The sequence below is a fragment of the Pseudomonas hormoni genome (assembly GCF_018502625.1).
Classification (GTDB): Bacteria; Pseudomonadota; Gammaproteobacteria; order Pseudomonadales; family Pseudomonadaceae; genus Aquipseudomonas; species Aquipseudomonas hormoni.
In genome coordinates this window covers 2,771,946-2,787,783 of record NZ_CP075566.1, presented here as the reverse complement: position 1 = coordinate 2,787,783, position 15,838 = coordinate 2,771,946, and the positions used below count along the sequence as shown (strand labels likewise).

Genomic DNA, 15,838 nt, shown 5'->3' with positions numbered 1-15,838 from the left:
CTTCCCCTAGGTAGTTACACCCACAGTTCGATTCCAGACGAATGACTCTGCTAACATCCGCGAAATCGGGTGGGTACGGGTGAAGAAATGCAGCAGGACGATGCGAAGCAGAAATCTAAATTCAAATGGGTCAAAGGAATAGCAGCGGCGATACTGGTCCCCGGTTTAGGGGTTCCCGTTACAAAGCTAGTGGAAAGTCATTACGACGTATCAGTTTTCAGCCCGGCAATGGCAGGATTGTGGAGCTTGATGCGTGGCGTGGGCGATTGGTTAAACCTGACAGCGCCAATTTATGTATGGGAGTTTCTTGTTGTGACCGTCAGTGCAGGAGTACTGGGGGCATTTGGGGTTGGGACACTTTTGTACTCACGTCTAGAAATACGGGCTGCTAAGGCGGAGCAGGACAAGGCATTCGCGAAAGCGAGAGAGGTTATTGCAAGGCTGAAAACGGTTAGTGCAGAGTTGGACGATGCCAAGCTGGAACTGAACGCTACCCGCAAGAGCTTGGAGGCCACCGATTTGGAATTGAAGGCCACCTACGTGAAGATTTCAGAGCTGAAAGCTCCAGAATCGCCGCCTCTGACTAAAGATCAAGACAACGTCATTGCAGCTATCGCGGCCTACGACAACGAAGGCGAGAACTGTTCCACGAGGGATTTTCCGGCGCACATTGGCCTTACTCTTTTGGAGGCAGATGGGGCGATGGATGTACTGGAGGCGATGAAGTTGATCGCCTTTGAATACTACAACGGTCAGCGGTACGTTACGTTGACTGCCAAGGGCCGAGCTTACGTCCTGCGCCCTGATTTCGTTATGCTGTCACTATTCCAACGCGGCAAACGCTAAAGCCTAGATATGAAATACTTGCGATCAGGGCATCATGGGCATGCAGGTCGGCGGCAAGCGCAAGTTGCTGGGGCGGGCGCATCTTGCCTATGGCGATGAACGATAACGCGGTCAACCTGGCATGCGCTAACCCTGAAACGTCTCCCGATAGGCATACAGCCCAGGCGTCCCGCCGGTCATCACGAACAGCACGTTGTCGCCGTCACGGAAACGACCTTGCTTCAGATCGGCCACCAGGCCGGCAAACGCTTTGCCGGAGTACACCGGGTCGATCAGCAGACCTTCCGCGCGAGCCATCAGGCGTACGGCATCTTGCATGGCCTGGGTCGGCAGGCCGTAACCCTCGCCCAACTGACTGCCGTCAATCACGATTGCCTCAGGCCGTACGATGGCGTTGCTGCCCAGTAACGCCAAGGTGTCCTGGGTCAGTTTCAGGGTTCGGGTCGCTGACGAGTCGCGATCCGATAATACCGAGTAAGACTTGACGACCGATGTGCCTCGGCCGAGCAACTGGAAACCGGTCGCGAGCCCGGCATGGGTGCCGGCGCTGCCGTTGGGTACCACGACCTGATGGAAGGTGAGGCCGAGCGCCGTCTCCTGCTCCGCGATTTCCGCCGCGCAACGCGCATAACCGAGACTGCCCAAGGGGGTTGAGCCGCCCATGGAAATCACCAGCACCTTGCGCCCCGATTCCCGAAGTTGCGCCGCCCGAGTCTCGGCCCGTGCGAGTGAGTCGGTGCCTGCAGCAAGCACTTGCAGCTGTGCGCCAAACAATTGGTCGAGCAGCACGTTGCCGTTGAGTTCGTAATCCACCTCGGATTTGGGCACCGAGCGCGTCAGGATCAATTCGCAGTCGAGGCCCAGACGCGCGCAGACCGCCGCGGTCAGTCGCGCATGATTTGACTGAACGCCGCCCACGGTAATGATCGTATCAATGCCGGCCTGTTGCGCTGCGCCGATGTGGAATTCGAGTTTGCGCAGTTTATTGCCGCCACCGCCCAGCAACATATGATCGTCGCGCTTGAGAAACAGGCGGATACCCCGGGGCTGCAGGCCCAACAGCTGTTCGAGACGTTCGGCGCGCTGAATGGGCGTTGGGCCTTGCAGGAGGTCTGCTCGCGCAAAAGCACTCAGGGACTTGTCCAGTTGGGTTTGCATCGATGGCGCCTCGCTGACTGTTATCATCCTGACTCTATGGAGAAAGTCCTTCGTGATAAACGCTTCACCAGTCATTTCACCTTTAACGCCATGTAACTAATAGAGTGCCCTTTATGAGAACAACGGGATCCGGCCGTTGAGGGAAGGGCGGTAGTGCCAGGTCAATCGGTCCAGTGCGGGTTTCAACGCCAGAATCTGGGTCAACGTGGCGCTGGCGATGCTCATGGCGAGCGTCTGGCCCGGACATTGATGACGCCCTGCACCAAAGGTGAAACTGCGCCGCTGCGGACGTTCGAACATGAACGTGTCAGGCCGGTCATTGAGCTGCGGGTCACGATTGGCTGAGGCCAGCAACACCAGAATCACATCGCCGGGCTGCAGGCTCACACCATCGATTTCACAGGGTGCGGCGACGAACCGGCGGGTGTTCTGCACCGGTGGATCGAAACGCTGGGCTTCGGCCACCAGGTCGTCAATGTTGAAGGAATCGTTCAGCCACTGCGGGTTTCGAATCAGCGCCAACAACGCGTTACCGATCAGCCCGGCGGTGGCTTCATAGGTCTGGGAGAGCAGGCCGATGAGATTGGCGATCATTGCATCGCTGTCGGAAGATGTCGCCGCAAAGCGTTGGCGAATACCGGCGAGCAGGGTGCTTTGATTGTCCGGGTCATCCAGCAACTCAATGAAATAGCCGCTCAACTGTTCCGCCGCCGCATGGGCTGCGTCCAGTTGTGCCTGATCGCTGAGGGGCGACAGGCACGCGACGAAATCCGCGATCAGCTCACTGACGACCCGGCCCTGCGCAGGCGTGAACCCCAGCAGCGCCGCCACCACGCAAGCCGGGCCACGGAACATCGCCTTGTGCAGCCCATCGGCGTCCGGGCTGATCAATCGCGCGCTGACCAGCGCAGTGATCTCATCCCTGTCGATCATCGCCAGCCCTGGTTGAATGGCCGACCTCGGGCAGCGCTGGCGTTCGCCTTCATTCATGCGCATCAACTGACTGAAGACTTTACCGGCCACACCGCTGGCAATCGCCTTGGGCACGGGCTCATGAGCCGGCCGCACAAGACAGTCCGCATGCGCGAGCACCGCAGCGACAGCCTTGGCGCTGCTGGCGACCCACAGTTTCAGTCCTTCGTGGAGAACCAGCCCACCTTGAGCGCGCAACTGCGCGTAATAAGGATAAGGGTCGACATGAGTCGCAGCGATGATCGGGTCCATGGGTCGCAGCCTTGTTCGCGGTTGAAAAAGTGTTGCTACTATCTCCAGTCCGAAAGGCCCTTGATTCGTCCGGGAACGAAATATGAACGTAGAACAACACGACATCGGCGTTTCTCAAGTGGCCGCCGCGATTGCGGAGCCGGCCCGTACCAAAATCCTCTGTTCATTGATGGACGGCCATGCTCGCACCAGCACCGAGTTGGCGGCGATTGCCGAGGTCAGCGCTTCCACCGCCAGCGCGCACCTGGCCAAACTCAAGGAACTGGCGCTGGTGCGCCTGCACGTTCAGGGCCGCCATCGCTATTACAGCCTCGCGGACAAACGCGTGGCCCAGGCACTGGAAGCATTGATGGTGATCGGCCAGAACACCGCGCCGACCTTCAACTCGCGCACCCCGGATCGTCTGCAATTTGCACGTACGTGCTATGACCATATGGCCGGTACGCTGGCGGTGCTGCTGCATGACCGGCTGCTGGAAAAAGGCTGGTTGCTGGAAACCGATGAGCAGGCTTATCGGCTGAGCGACAGTGGCGAAGCGTTGTTTGAAGGACTGGGTATTGAGGTCAAGGACCTGAACACCCTGCGGCGGCGATTCGCCTGTCCCTGTCTGGACTGGAGCATGCGCCGGCCGCACCTGGGCGGTTCGCTGGGCGCGGCGTTGTTGCAAACGGCGATCAAGCGCCAATGGGTGACTCAAGATCTGGACAGCCGGGCGCTGACGTTGACCGTAACGGGGCGCAAGGAACTCAGCAGCCGTTTCGGCGTTGAACTGCCGGTGCAGGTAACCACAGCCGCCACTTCTGCCACCGAGCCACGCCGCCGCGCGGTCGCCGGTGCAGCGCCTTAGCGGCTGGCCGAAGCCATGAGCACACCAAAACTCGCAAAGGTCACGCCCGAAACTTTCGCTGCCAGCCAGGAACCCTTCGGGCTGGATAGCCAACCTTTCGCGGCATTGGCTAGCAAGGCATAGCTGCCATGCACCAGGATCACCAATACGGCATAAGACGCGACCAGTTTGAAAAACTGCGCAGAGAAGTGCGCTGAGGCGTCGATGAATTGCGGGAACACCGCCAGAAAGAAAAACACCGCTTTGGGATTCAGAAACTGGATCGAAGCTGCTTCAAGGAAGCGATAACCGCGGCTTGAGGGGGGCGTTTCCAGCAAGGCGCTGAAGCGATCCGAACGCCAGCTTTTGTAACCCAGGTACAGCAGATAGGCGGCCCCTGCGTATTTCAACGCAGTAAAGGCATGGGCCGAGGCGCTGAGTAGCAGGCCTACACTGGTGGCGCTGATGGCGGCGACGATAGACGCCCCCAACGCGATTCCCAAAATGCCCGGCACGGCCCCTGTCCAGCCGTGGCGTGCCGCGTTCGACAAAGTCAGGAGCACACCAGGCCCCGGGCTCAAGATGGTCAGGGTGGCGAAAACTAAAAAGAGTCCATAGCTGTTCATGTCTTGCTCCGTCAGATGACGCTGGCTGCTTGCGGGCAGATTGGCGCGATGACGAGGGCGTGACAAACGCTTTAATTACAGCACACATGTGACTAAATTAGACGCATGATAAACTCACTACCGCCGCTTAATGCCGTTCGAGCCTTCGCCGTGGCTGCCCGTCATCAGAGCTTCAGCCTCGCGGCCGAGGAGCTGCATGTCAGTCACAGTGCTGTCAGCCGTCACATCAAATTGCTTGAAGAACACTTGGGCGTGCTGTTGTTCGAACGGCGCATCCGCCAGTCGGTGTTGACGCCGGCCGGCCAGCACTTCTACCAACAGGTCAATGCCGGGCTGTCGCAGATCGCCCATGCCGCGGCTGCGCTCAAGCGGCAGGCTTCGTTGCCGACGGTGAAGATCAATGTCCGTCCATCCTTTGCCATGCTTTGGCTCACACCCAGGCTGGAGGATTTCAGCGCGCAGCACCCGGACATCCAGCTGCAGGTGATTACCCAGACCCAGGCCCCCGACCCAGCACGCGACGGGTTCGACCTCGTCATTCGCCGTGGCCGTGACGACTGGGCGCCGTCGATCGAGGCGCGGGCGTTGTTCGAAGATGAGCTGTTGTTGGTGGCGGCGCCGTCGCTGATCGAGCAACTGCCCATCGAAGATCTCGATTCTCTGGGCGGGCACACGTTACTGACCGTCAAGGCACGCCGCGAAGACTGGCACAATTGGGCAATGCACTTTGGTCAACACCAGTCGGCGACCCGGGTCACCCGGCAGTTTGATCACATGCATCGGGTGCTCGAGGCCGCCGTGGAAGGACAGGGCATCGCGTTGTGCCCGACATCTTTGCTGGGCACTCATCTCTCGAGCGGACGCCTGATCTGCCCGTTGCCCGGCTTACGAATGCCATTACCGCGTTATTACTACGGTGTGGTGCCGGAAGTGACGGCGCACACGCAAGTGTTTGTGGAGTGGTTGATTGCACGAATTGCTGCGGATGCGGATGCGTCGCCGTAACCCGACCAAGGGTGAGATGACGACTTGAACCGTGGGCTTGGACTCTATACTGTGTTTACATACAGTATAAGGCGTGCCCCATGGAACTCATCGACAAGCTAAGCATTCTCGCCGACGCCGCCAAGTACGACGCGTCCTGCGCCAGCAGTGGTGCGCCGAAGCGCAGCTCCGAAGGCAAGAGCGGGTTGGGCTCGACCGATGGCATGGGCATTTGCCACAGCTACACGCCGGACGGGCGCTGTGTGTCGTTGCTGAAGGTTCTGCTGACCAATTTCTGCCTGTATGACTGCCAGTATTGCGTCAATCGCCGTTCCAGCGACGTGCCCCGCGCACGTTTCACGCCGGAAGAAGTGGTGACGCTGACCCTGGACTTCTACCGGCGCAATTGCGTCAGCGGGCTGTTTCTCAGTTCCGGGATCATTCGCTCGGCCGACTACACCATGGAGCAGTTGATCCGCGTCGCCAAACTGCTGCGCGAAGACCATGAGTTTCGCGGCTACATCCACCTCAAGACCATTCCCGAAGCCGATCCGGCGCTGATCGAGGAAGCGGGGCGTTATGCCGATCGGTTGAGCGTCAACATTGAATTGCCCACCGACGCCAGCCTGCAGACCCTGGCCCCGGAAAAGCAGCTCGGTTCGATCAGGCAAGCGATGCACACCATCTACACAGGCGAGCAAACCGTCCTCAACGAACCGCGTGCACCGAAATTCGCCCCGGCCGGGCAGAGCACGCAAATGATTGTCGGTGCCGATGACACCGACGACAGCACCATTCTCCACAGCGCCCAGGCGCTGTACGGCAACTTCCGCTTGCGCCGGGTCTATTACTCGGCGTTCAGCCCGATCCCGAACAGCCCCAAGAGTGTACCGCTGGCCGCGCCGCCGCTGATGCGTGAGCACCGGTTGTATCAAGCGGATTTCCTGTTGCGCAGTTACGGTTTCACCGCTGGCGAATTGTTCAAAGGCCCGGGGCATCTGGCGTTGGACATCGACCCGAAACTGGCCTGGGCGCTGGAAAATCGCGACGTTTTCCCGCTGGATCTCAATCGCGCCGAGGCGTCGTTGATCGCCCGCATTCCCGGTATCGGCCTGCGCACCACCGAGCGTTTGGTGGAACTGCGGCAACAACGACGTATTCGCTATGAAGACCTGGCCCGAATGCGCTGTGTACTGGCCAAGGCCAAACCGTTTTTCATCACCAGTGACTACCATCCGCAGCAGGCCGAGGTCACCAGTCATCTGCTGTACCAGCAATTGCGCGACCGGCCGCAACCCCAGCAAATGGGGTTGTGGGGATGATCAATCTGGATTGCGACGACCTGTTCGATATCTGGCGCCAGCAGGCACGTTGGCTGCTGAGTCATGAGGTTGATCCCAGTCGGGTGAGTTGGGCCAGTGAAGGCGTCGCCGATCTGTTTGCCAGCGACGAATCGCTGCCTGAGACGCAGGGGCCATTTCAGGCGCGAATCCCGCGAACGTTGCTTGACACCCTCGAGCGCGTTGCCCGTTATCGCGGCGATCAGCGCTGGAGTTTGTTGTACGAGGTGCTGTGGCGCGTCAGCCATGGAGACCGTACCGCCATGATGGCGGGTGACCAGATCGGCAGTGAATTACAGAGAAGAATCAAACAGATACAACGTGAATCTCATCATCTACATGCATTCGTGCGATTTGTCGCGACGCCTGAAAACGAGGGTCCGCACTACGTTGCCTGGCATGAGCCGGCCCACGACATCCTGCACAGCGCCAGTGAACATTTCATCGGCCGAATGGGCCGACATCGCTGGTTGATCGCTACCCCCCGGGACGGGGTTTACTACAATGGCAAGCAGCTGATTCACCATCGCCAGTGCCCGGTTGAATGGCAACAACTGGCGCAGAACATCGATGATCCGCATGGCGACATGTGGTTGACCTACTACAGCCACATCTTCAATCCGGCGCGGCTGAACCCGAAAGTCATGCAGGGGCATTTACCGGCACGATTCTGGAAGAACCTGCCTGAGGGTGCGCTGATTCCGGGGTTGATCACTCAGGCTCGGACCGGCAAGCAACAGGACGGTCAGGCCAGCGGGATCAAGGGCAGGGGTGGCAAACGCATCGTTTTGGCAGATGCCGAACGCGGTCAAGGCTCATAAAAAAGCCCCCCATCGCCAAGGCAATGGAGGGCTTCGGTGCCGCGAATGTCAGGTCAAACCTTGACGATCCAGCCTGCTGGCGCTTCGATCTCGCCAGTCTGTACGCCCGTCAGCTCTTTGTAGAGCTTCTGGGTGACCGGGCCGACTTCTGTTTCGCTGTGGAACACATGCAGGTGGTCGTTGTAGCTGATGCCGCCGATCGGGGTGATCACGGCAGCCGTACCGCAAGCGCCGGCTTCCTTGAAGTCGGACAGCTTGTCGATGAACACGTCACCTTCAACCACTTCCAGGCCCAGACGCGACTTGGCCAGTTCGATCAACGACAGACGGGTGATGCCCGGGAGCACCGACGGCGAGTTCGGGGTCACGAACTTGTTGTCGTGGGTGATCCCGAAGAAGTTGGCCGAACCGACTTCCTCGATTTTGGTGTGGGTCATCGGGTCCAGGTAGATGCAGTCGGCGAAATGCGCCTTCTTGGCCTGGGAGCCGGGCATCAGGCTGGCGGCGTAGTTGCCACCAACCTTGGCCGCGCCGGTGCCTTGTGGGGCGGCACGGTCGTAGCTGGAGATCAGGAAATTGTGCGGGGTCAGGCCACCCTTGAAGTAAGCGCCGACCGGGATGCAGAAGATCGAGAAGATGAATTCCGGTGCGGTACGCACGCCGATGTTGTCACCCACGCCGATCACGAACGGACGCAGGTACAGCGCGCCGCCGGTGCCGTAAGGCGGGATGAAACGCTCGTTGGCGCGGACCACTTCCTTGCAGGCTTCGATGAACTGCTCGGTTTCCACGAACGGCATCAGCAGGCGTGCACAGCTGCGCTGCATGCGCAGGGCGTTCTGATCCGGGCGGAACAGGTTGATCGAGCCGTCCTTGCAACGATAGGCCTTCATGCCTTCGAAGCATTGCTGGCCATAGTGAAGGGCAGTCGAGCCTTCGCTGATGTGCAGCACGTTGTCTTCGGTCAGGGTGCCTTTGTCCCACTCGCCATTACGATAGTGCGAGAGATAGCGCTTGTCTGTCTTGATGTAATCAAAACCCAGCTTGTCCCAATTGATGCTTTCGTTACCCATGACACCCTCTATCACTTAACAACCGCCGAAACGGTTCAAGGCTTCTGACGTTTTTTGGATGGGGACAACAATACTTCATTCCGGGCCCAATTCGCAGCCCGGACTATCGGATCATTGGCAGATTTCTTAGCGTGCTCATGAAACTTGCCGCTGATCCTTCAGTGTTCGAAATCCTGTGGCGAGGGAGCTTGCTCCCGTTCCAGTGCGCAGCACTGGTAAAACCGGACACTACGGTGCATCTGGCAGATCGCGGTGGCGGGGTTGGGGCCGCTTCGCGGCCCAGCGGGAGCAAGCTCCCTCGCCACAGTGATCGCGTAGCTAAAGATGCAGTGCGTGGCCGAGAGCACGCAACGCCGCTTCCTGAACCGCTTCGCCCAACGTCGGATGCGCATGGATGGTGCCGGCAATGTCTTCCAGCCGAGCGCCCATTTCCAGGCTTTGGCCAAACGCAGTCGACAATTCCGAAACACCCACGCCGACCGCCTGCCAACCGACAATCACATGATTGTCCCGACGAGCGACAACCCGCACGAAGCCGCTTTTCGATTCCAGCGTCATCGCCCGGCCATTGGCCGCGAACGGGAAACTCGAAACGATGCAGTCCAGGCCCGCTGCCTTGACGTCGTCCGGGGTCTTGCCGACCACCACCAGTTCCGGGTCGGTGAAGCACACGGCAGCGATAGCGGTCGGGTTGAATTCGCGGGTCTTGCCGCTGATCAACTCGGCCACCATCTCGCCCTGAGCCATGGCCCGGTGTGCAAGCATCGGTTCGCCGCTCAGGTCGCCGATGGCGTAGACGTTGCGCATGCTGGTCTGGCAACGGTTGTCGATCTTGATCGCCGGGCCGTTCATGTCCAGTTTCAACGCTTCGAGGTTCCAGCCCTGGGTGTTCGGTTTACGACCGACAGCTACCAGTACCTGATCTGTTTCCAGGTTCAGGGTATCGCCACCCGGCTCCAGAACTTGCAATGTATTACTAGAAGAATCAAAGCCTTGGACGCTGTGCTTCAAGTAAAGCTTCACGCCGAGTTTTTTCAGCTCATCGTGTACCGGTTGGGTCAGTTCGGCGTCGTAGGCTGGCAGGATACGATCCTGCGCCTCTACCACGCTTACGTCGGCACCGAGCTTGCGATAGGCAATCCCCAGCTCCAGACCGATGTAACCGCCACCCACCACAACCAGCCGCTTCGGCACAGCAGTCGGCGCCAGAGCTTCGGTGGAGGAAATGATCGGCCCGCCAATCGGCAGCATCGGCAGATTCACGCTTTTCGATCCGGTGGCCAGCACCAGGTGTTCGCACTGAATCCGCGTGTCGCCGACTTCAACGGTCTTGCCGTCGATCACTTTCGCCCAGCCCTGAATGACCTGAACCTTGTTTTTCTTCAGCAGCGCCGAGACGCCAGTCGTCAGGCGATCAACGATGCCGTCCTTCCACTCGACGCTCTTGGTGATGTCGAGGGTCGGCGCGGAAACGCTGATGCCCAATGCCGAGTGTTTGCTGTGGTGCTGCGTCTGATGAAACTGCTCGGCAACGTGAATCAACGCCTTCGACGGAATGCAGCCGATGTTCAGGCACGTACCGCCCAGTGATTCACCTTCCACGAGAATGGTCGAGATGCCCAACTGACCGGCACGAATCGCCGTCACATAACCGCCAGGGCCGCCGCCGATGATGAGCAGCGTGGTGTTCAAAGTCTGCATTGCTTACTCCAAGAACAGGGTGGCGGGTTGTTCGAGCAGGCCACGAACGGCCTGGATGAATTGCGCCGCGTCCATGCCATCGACCACGCGGTGATCGAAGGAACTGGAGAGGTTCATCATCTTGCGGATCACGATCTGGCCTTTGACGACCATCGGGCGTTCGACGATTTTGTTGACGCCGACGATGGCCACTTCCGGCAGGTTCAACACTGGCGTGCTGACAATACCGCCCAGGGCGCCAAGGCTGGTCAGGGTGATGCTCGAGCCGGACAGTTCATCCCGGGCGGCCTTGCCAGTGCGCGCGGCGGTGGCCAGACGGGAGATTTCCTGAGCGTTGTCCCACAAACTGCGAGCTTCAGCGTGACGCACCACTGGCACCATTAAGCCGATGTCGGCCTGGGTGGCGATGCCGACATGCACCGCGCCAAGGCGGGTGATGACTTGGGCTTCGTCGTCGTAACGGGCGTTGATCTGCGGGAAGTCGCGCAGGGCGACGACCAGCGCGCGGACGAGGAACGGCAGCAGCGTCAGCTTGCCACGGGTCGCGCCGTGTTTTTCGTTCAGGTGCGCGCGCAGTTCTTCCACGGCAGTGACGTCGATTTCCTCGACATAACTGAAGTGGGCAGCGCGTTGAGTGGCGTCCTGCATACGCTGGGCAATCTTGCGACGCATGCCGATGACCGGGATTTGCTCTTCGTCATTACGCTGGGCGTATGCGGCGGTGGCGGTCGATGCATTCGACTGACCTTGCGCCAGATAGGCGTCGAGGTCTTCGTGCAGCACGCGACCGGCAGGGCCGGTGCCACGTACCAGACGCAACTGGATGCCGAGATCAAGTGCATGCTTGCGTACTGCCGGGGACGCCAACGGGCGTTCATCGGCCTCGCGAGCCACCATCGGGCCTTGGCATACGGCTGCTCGTGGCGCCGCAGCAGGGGCTGGTTTGCTTTCCACAACGGTTTCGACTTTCGGCGCCGGTGCTTCTTGCATGGCGGCAACCACAGGCTGAGCGGACTCTTTAACGTTGCCCGCGCCTTCGACTTCGATGCTGATCAGGATGCTGCCAACCGCCATGACTTCGCCGGGCACGCCGCCCAGCGCGATCACCTTGCCGTGCACCGGCGAAGGGATGTCGACCATCGCCTTGTCGGTCATCACATCGGCCAGCACCTGATCTTCGACGACCATGTCGCCGACCTTGACGTGCCACACCGACAGTTCAACTTCTGCAATGCCTTCGCCAATGTCCGGCATTTTAATAACGTGCGTGCCCATTCAGACCTCCATAACCCGTTTCAAAGCCGCGCCCACACGGGTCGGACCAGGGAAATACGCCCACTCTTGCGCGTGCGGGTAGGGGGTGTCCCAACCGGTGACGCGTTCGATCGGCGCTTCCAGGTAGTGGAAGCAATGCTCTTGCACCAGGGCGACCAGTTCGGCGCCAAAACCGCAAGTGCGGGTCGCTTCGTGAACGACTACGCAACGGCCGGTTTTCTTCACCGACTTGACGATGGTTTCCAGGTCCAGCGGCCAGAGGCTGCGCAGGTCGATGACTTCAGCGTCGATCCCGGTTTCTTCCGCGGCGACTTGCGACACATAAACGGTGGTGCCGTAGGTCAGGATGGTCACGTCCTTGCCTGGACGGGTGATGGCAGCAACGTCCAGCGGCACGGTGTAGTAACCGTCCGGGACTTGCGCGGCGGGGTGTTTCGACCACGGGGTGACCGGACGTTCGTGGTGACCATCGAACGGGCCGTTGTACAGGCGTTTCGGTTCGAGAAAGATCACCGGGTCATCGTTTTCGATGGAGGCGATCAGCAAGCCTTTGGCGTCGTACGGGTTGGACGGCATGACCGTGCGCAAGCCGCAGACCTGAGTGAACATCGCCTCGATGCTCTGGCTGTGCGTCTGGCCACCGTAGATGCCGCCGCCGCAAGGCATGCGCAGGGTCATCGGTGCGGTGAATTCGCCGGCCGAGCGATAACGCAGGCGGGCGGCTTCGGAAATGATCTGGTCCGACGCCGGGTATACGTAATCGGCGAACTGGATCTCGGCCACCGGACGCAAACCGTAGGCGCCCATGCCCACGGCAACACCGACGATGCCGCTTTCGGAGATCGGCGCGTCGAAAACCCGGGAGGTGCCGTACTTGTTCTGCAGGCCTTCGGTGCAGCGGAATACACCGCCGAAGTAGCCCACGTCCTGGCCGAACACCACGACGTTGTCGTCACGCTCAAGCATCACATCCATGGCCGAGCGCAGGGCCTGGATCATGGTCATGGTGGTCGTGGTCATGGCGGTTTCCAACTCGATTTTATTGTTGTGATCGTTCATGTCAGATCCCCAACTCTTGACGCTGGCGCTTCAAGTGCTCCGGCATCTCTTTATAGACGTCTTCGAACATGGTCGCGGCGCTCGGAATCTGGCCGCCGGCGAGGGTGCCGTACTGCTCGGCTTCTTTCTGCGCAGCGATGACTTCAGCTTCCAGTTCGGCGCTGACGGCGACGTGTTCCTCTTCGGACCAGTGGCCGATTTTCACCAGATGCTGCTTCAGGCGCGCAATCGGGTCGCCCAACGGGAAGTAGCTCCAGTCGTCGGCAGGACGGTATTTGGATGGATCATCGGAAGTCGAGTGCGGGCCGGCGCGGTAGGTGACCCATTCGAGCATGGTCGGGCCGAGGTTGCGGCGGGCGCGTTCGGCGGCCCAGGCAGAGGCCGCGTAGACCGCGATGAAATCGTTGCCATCAACCCGCAGGGAGGCAATGCCGCAACCGACGCCACGACCGGCAAAAGTGGTCGCTTCACCACCGGCAATCGCCTGGAACGTGGAGATTGCCCACTGGTTGTTGACCACGTTGAGGATCACCGGCGCACGGTAAACGTGAGCGAAGGTGAGAGCAGTGTGGAAGTCGGATTCAGCAGTGGCGCCGTCGCCGATCCAGGCCGAGGCGATTTTGGTGTCGCCCTTGATCGCCGAGGCCATGCCCCAGCCCACGCCTTGTACGAATTGGGTGGCGAGGTTGCCGGAAATGGTGAAGAAGCCGGATTCCTTGACCGAGTACATGATCGGCAACTGACGGCCCTTGAGCGGATCGCGCTCGTTGGACAGCAGTTGGCAGATCAGGTCCACCAGCGGCACTTCCCGCGCCATCAGGATGCTTTGCTGGCGATAGGTCGGGAAGCACATGTCGTCGATGTTCAAGGCCAGGGCCTGGGCACTGCCGATGGCTTCTTCGCCGAGGCTCTGCATGTAGAACGACATTTTTTTCTGACGCTGGGCGACGACCATGCGGTTGTCGAAGATCCGCGTCTTGAGCATGGCGCGCATGCCTTTACGCAGGATCTCCACCGGAACGCCTTCCGCCCACGGACCGAGGGCATTGCCCTCATCGTCGAGCACGCGAATCAGGCCTTTGGCCAGGTCGGCCGTGTCGGCGGGTTCTACGTCAATGGCGGGTTTGCGCACCGTGCCGGCGTCGGTCAGACGCAGGTAGGAGAAGTCGGTTTTGCAGCCTGGGCGGCCCGAAGGTTCGGGAACGTGCAGGCGCAGCGGTTCGTACGCTTGGTTCATGGCTTCTACGCTCGATCTTGTGAATTTCTTGTAGTGAGCTGACCGTCATTCCTCTGTGGAGGAAATCTTGTCCTACAACAATCATAGGCCCGGCCAAGAAGAATATTTCTCTCTGTTTCGTTGCGCTCGAGATCATTTGAGGATAAAAAATCTGCATAAACATAAAAAGCAGGTGGTTTTGTCTCATGCGCAAACTGGACCGTACCGACATCGGCATTCTCAACAGCCTTCAGGAGAACGCGCGCATCACCAATGCCGACCTCGCGCGCTCGGTGAACCTGTCGCCGACGCCTTGCTTCAACCGGGTCAAGGCGATGGAAGAATTGGGCCTGATTCGCGAGCAGGTGACGCTGTTGGATGCCGATCTGCTGGGGCTGCATGTGAATGTGTTCATCCACGTCAGCCTGGAAAAACAGGTGGAGGAGGCGTTGCAGCATTTCGAGGAAGCGATCTCGGATCGCCCGGAAGTGATGGAGTGCTATTTGATGGCCGGCGATCCGGATTATTTGATCCGGGTGCTGGTGCCGACGATTCAGTCGCTGGAGCGTTTCATGATGGACTTCCTGACCAAAGTGCCTGGCGTGGCCAACATCCGCTCAAGCTTTGCGCTTAAGCAGGTGCGTTATAAAACCGCGCTGCCGTTGCCGGCCAACGGCCTTACCCTCAACAACTAAACGCAAAGCCTCTGTAGCAGCTGTCGTTGTGGCGGAGGGGATTTATCCCCTCGCCACAATGCCTTGTGCGACAGTTGCTACAGAGCGGGAACGTCAGATTTTGTTCAGGGGGATTTTCAGGTACGTGACGCCATTGTCTTCCGCCGGCGGCAAATTCCCCGCCCGCACGTTCACCTGAATCGCCGGCAGCAGCAGCGTCGGCATGCCCAACCCCGCGTCACGCTGGGTGCGCATCGCAACGAACGCGGCTTCATCGATTCCGTCGCGAACGTGGACGTTGCTTTTGCGCTGCTCGCCCACCGTTGCCATGCACCGGGATTCGCGGCCTTCGGGCGGGTAATCGTGGCAGACGTAGAGACTCACGCTGGCCGGAAAGGCCAGCAACTTCTGGATCGAGGCAAACAACTGATTGGCATTGCCGCCGGGGAAGTCGCAGCGCGCGGTGCCCACGTCGGGCATGAACAGTGTGTCGCCCACCAGAATCAGATTGCCGCCGATCACGTAGGCCATGTCCGCCGGCGTATGACCGGGCACATGCAGGGCCGTGGCCTTGAGATTACCGATCATGAACGATTCGTCCGGGGCGAACAGATGATCGAACTGCGAACCGTCCACTGCAAATTCCGGCTCAAGGTTGAACAGGCTTTTGAACACGCCCTGAACCTTGCTGATCGACTGGCCAATCGCAATCCTGCCGCCCAGTTCCCCACGCAGATAAGGCGCGGCGGACAGGTGATCGGCATGGGCGTGGGTTTCCAGCAGCCATTGCACGTGGAGGCGGTGTTCGCGGACGAAGGCGATGATTTTATCCGCCTGGGTGGTGGCGGTGCGCCCGGCAGCCGGGTCGTAATCAAGCACCGGGTCGACGATCGCACACTGGCCGTCGTCGGCTTCGTAGATCACGTAACTGTAGGTCGACGAGGCAGGGTCGAGGAAGGCTTCAATCAAGGCAGGCATGGTGGCTGTTTCTTTTGGGACAGGTCTTGAGGGTAGT

Annotated in this window: 15 protein-coding genes and 1 pseudogene; 7 read left to right on the top strand and 9 right to left on the bottom strand. The window is 59.8% G+C overall.

Annotated elements, in window-relative coordinates; genetic code table 11:
- Positions 1-87: 87 nt before the first annotated feature.
- Together KJF94_RS12910 and KJF94_RS12905 are read left to right on the top strand one after the other, a co-directional pair.
- Complete coding sequence (locus KJF94_RS12910; protein WP_214383941.1) at positions 88-846, top strand: hypothetical protein; 759 nt, start codon at positions 88-90, stop codon at positions 844-846.
- A gap of 22 nt (positions 847-868) precedes the next feature.
- Positions 869-943: pseudogene (locus KJF94_RS12905) on the top strand (FKBP-type peptidyl-prolyl cis-trans isomerase); the annotation flags it as partial.
- Positions 944-972: 29 nt separating this feature from the next.
- Here the strand turns inward: KJF94_RS12905 and KJF94_RS12900 are convergent.
- Both KJF94_RS12900 and KJF94_RS12895 read right to left on the bottom strand, forming a co-directional pair.
- A complete protein-coding gene (locus tag KJF94_RS12900) occupies positions 973-2,004 on the bottom strand; it encodes a D-cysteine desulfhydrase family protein (protein WP_214383939.1) in 1,032 nt (343 codons plus the stop codon).
- 111 nt (positions 2,005-2,115) lie between these two features.
- Positions 2,116-3,228 carry a cytochrome P450 gene (locus KJF94_RS12895; protein WP_214383937.1) on the bottom strand — a complete coding sequence of 371 codons (1,113 nt, stop codon included), beginning with the start codon at positions 3,226-3,228 and terminating at the stop codon, positions 2,116-2,118.
- An 82-nt stretch (positions 3,229-3,310) separates the two neighbouring features.
- Here KJF94_RS12895 and KJF94_RS12890 point away from each other — a divergent pair, with 82 nt between their 5' ends.
- A complete protein-coding gene (locus tag KJF94_RS12890; RefSeq protein ID WP_214383935.1) occupies positions 3,311-4,075 on the top strand; it encodes an ArsR/SmtB family transcription factor in 765 nt (254 codons plus the stop codon).
- On the opposite strand, the gene KJF94_RS12885 is transcribed toward KJF94_RS12890, so the two are convergent.
- Complete coding sequence (locus KJF94_RS12885) at positions 4,072-4,680, bottom strand: LysE family translocator (protein ID WP_214383933.1); 609 nt, start codon at positions 4,678-4,680, stop codon at positions 4,072-4,074. The two genes, KJF94_RS12890 and KJF94_RS12885, sit on opposite strands and share 4 nt — an antisense overlap.
- A gap of 105 nt (positions 4,681-4,785) precedes the next feature.
- On the opposite strand from KJF94_RS12885, the gene KJF94_RS12880 reads away from it, so the two are divergent.
- The 3 genes from KJF94_RS12880 (at position 4,786) to KJF94_RS12870 (ending at position 7,825) form a co-directional block, all read left to right on the top strand.
- The gene (locus KJF94_RS12880; protein WP_214383931.1) at positions 4,786-5,685 is read left to right on the top strand and encodes a LysR substrate-binding domain-containing protein; all 900 of its coding nucleotides are present in this window, start codon (positions 4,786-4,788) and stop codon (positions 5,683-5,685) included.
- A gap of 80 nt (positions 5,686-5,765) precedes the next feature.
- Entirely contained in the window at positions 5,766-6,986 is a 1,221-nt protein-coding gene (locus KJF94_RS12875; RefSeq protein WP_214383929.1) for a putative DNA modification/repair radical SAM protein, read from the top strand.
- Complete coding sequence (locus KJF94_RS12870; protein ID WP_214383927.1) at positions 6,983-7,825, top strand: TIGR03915 family putative DNA repair protein; 843 nt, start codon at positions 6,983-6,985, stop codon at positions 7,823-7,825. The genes KJF94_RS12875 and KJF94_RS12870 overlap by 4 nt, the downstream gene beginning before the upstream one ends.
- Before the next feature lie 53 nt (positions 7,826-7,878).
- Here KJF94_RS12870 and KJF94_RS12865 read toward each other — a convergent pair whose 3' ends face one another.
- The 5 genes from KJF94_RS12865 to KJF94_RS12845 all read right to left on the bottom strand — a co-directional run bounded on the left by KJF94_RS12865 (position 7,879) and on the right by KJF94_RS12845 (position 14,170).
- Positions 7,879-8,898 carry a branched-chain amino acid aminotransferase gene (locus KJF94_RS12865; RefSeq protein WP_214383925.1) on the bottom strand — a complete coding sequence of 340 codons (1,020 nt, stop codon included), beginning with the start codon at positions 8,896-8,898 and terminating at the stop codon, positions 7,879-7,881.
- A 318-nt stretch (positions 8,899-9,216) separates the two neighbouring features.
- A complete protein-coding gene (gene lpdA, locus KJF94_RS12860) occupies positions 9,217-10,599 on the bottom strand; it encodes a dihydrolipoyl dehydrogenase (protein ID WP_214383923.1) in 1,383 nt (460 codons plus the stop codon).
- A gap of 3 nt (positions 10,600-10,602) precedes the next feature.
- Complete coding sequence (locus KJF94_RS12855) at positions 10,603-11,874, bottom strand: dihydrolipoamide acetyltransferase family protein (RefSeq protein ID WP_214383921.1); 1,272 nt, start codon at positions 11,872-11,874, stop codon at positions 10,603-10,605.
- Positions 11,875-12,933, bottom strand: a complete 1,059-nt coding sequence (locus KJF94_RS12850) for an alpha-ketoacid dehydrogenase subunit beta (RefSeq protein WP_214383919.1) — start codon at positions 12,931-12,933, stop codon at positions 11,875-11,877.
- A 1-nt stretch (position 12,934) separates the two neighbouring features.
- Positions 12,935-14,170, bottom strand: a complete 1,236-nt coding sequence (locus KJF94_RS12845) for a 3-methyl-2-oxobutanoate dehydrogenase (2-methylpropanoyl-transferring) subunit alpha (RefSeq protein WP_214383917.1) — start codon at positions 14,168-14,170, stop codon at positions 12,935-12,937.
- Positions 14,171-14,355: 185 nt separating this feature from the next.
- On the opposite strand from KJF94_RS12845, the gene bkdR reads away from it, so the two are divergent.
- The gene (gene bkdR / locus KJF94_RS12840) at positions 14,356-14,844 is read left to right on the top strand and encodes a Bkd operon transcriptional regulator BkdR (RefSeq protein ID WP_008005367.1); all 489 of its coding nucleotides are present in this window, start codon (positions 14,356-14,358) and stop codon (positions 14,842-14,844) included.
- 93 nt (positions 14,845-14,937) lie between these two features.
- On the opposite strand, the gene KJF94_RS12835 is transcribed toward bkdR, so the two are convergent.
- On the bottom strand, positions 14,938-15,801 hold the full coding sequence (locus tag KJF94_RS12835) for an MBL fold metallo-hydrolase (protein ID WP_214383915.1): 864 nt from the start codon (positions 15,799-15,801) through the stop codon (positions 14,938-14,940).
- Between the last annotated feature and the right edge of the window lie 37 nt (positions 15,802-15,838).

What these genes read in the sequence shown, in the direction of transcription:
- KJF94_RS12880 (WP_214383931.1), top strand. Translation starts at nt 4,786, where the DNA reads ATGATAAACTCACTACCGCCGCTTAATGCCGTTCGAGCCTTCGCCGTG.
- KJF94_RS12845 (WP_214383917.1), bottom strand. Translation starts at nt 14,170, where the DNA reads ATGAACCAAGCGTACGAACCGCTGCGCCTGCACGTTCCCGAACCTTCG.
- KJF94_RS12850 (WP_214383919.1), bottom strand. Translation starts at nt 12,933, where the DNA reads ATGAACGATCACAACAATAAAATCGAGTTGGAAACCGCCATGACCACG.
- KJF94_RS12835 (WP_214383915.1), bottom strand. Translation starts at nt 15,801, where the DNA reads ATGCCTGCCTTGATTGAAGCCTTCCTCGACCCTGCCTCGTCGACCTAC.
- KJF94_RS12910 (WP_214383941.1), top strand. Translation starts at nt 88, where the DNA reads ATGCAGCAGGACGATGCGAAGCAGAAATCTAAATTCAAATGGGTCAAA.
- KJF94_RS12895 (WP_214383937.1), bottom strand. Translation starts at nt 3,228, where the DNA reads ATGGACCCGATCATCGCTGCGACTCATGTCGACCCTTATCCTTATTAC.
- KJF94_RS12875 (WP_214383929.1), top strand. Translation starts at nt 5,766, where the DNA reads ATGGAACTCATCGACAAGCTAAGCATTCTCGCCGACGCCGCCAAGTAC.
- KJF94_RS12900 (WP_214383939.1), bottom strand. Translation starts at nt 2,004, where the DNA reads ATGCAAACCCAACTGGACAAGTCCCTGAGTGCTTTTGCGCGAGCAGAC.
- bkdR (WP_008005367.1), top strand. Translation starts at nt 14,356, where the DNA reads ATGCGCAAACTGGACCGTACCGACATCGGCATTCTCAACAGCCTTCAG.
- KJF94_RS12865 (WP_214383925.1), bottom strand. Translation starts at nt 8,898, where the DNA reads ATGGGTAACGAAAGCATCAATTGGGACAAGCTGGGTTTTGATTACATC.
- KJF94_RS12890 (WP_214383935.1), top strand. Translation starts at nt 3,311, where the DNA reads ATGAACGTAGAACAACACGACATCGGCGTTTCTCAAGTGGCCGCCGCG.
- KJF94_RS12855 (WP_214383921.1), bottom strand. Translation starts at nt 11,874, where the DNA reads ATGGGCACGCACGTTATTAAAATGCCGGACATTGGCGAAGGCATTGCA.
- KJF94_RS12885 (WP_214383933.1), bottom strand. Translation starts at nt 4,680, where the DNA reads ATGAACAGCTATGGACTCTTTTTAGTTTTCGCCACCCTGACCATCTTG.
- lpdA (WP_214383923.1), bottom strand. Translation starts at nt 10,599, where the DNA reads ATGCAGACTTTGAACACCACGCTGCTCATCATCGGCGGCGGCCCTGGC.
- KJF94_RS12870 (WP_214383927.1), top strand. Translation starts at nt 6,983, where the DNA reads ATGATCAATCTGGATTGCGACGACCTGTTCGATATCTGGCGCCAGCAG.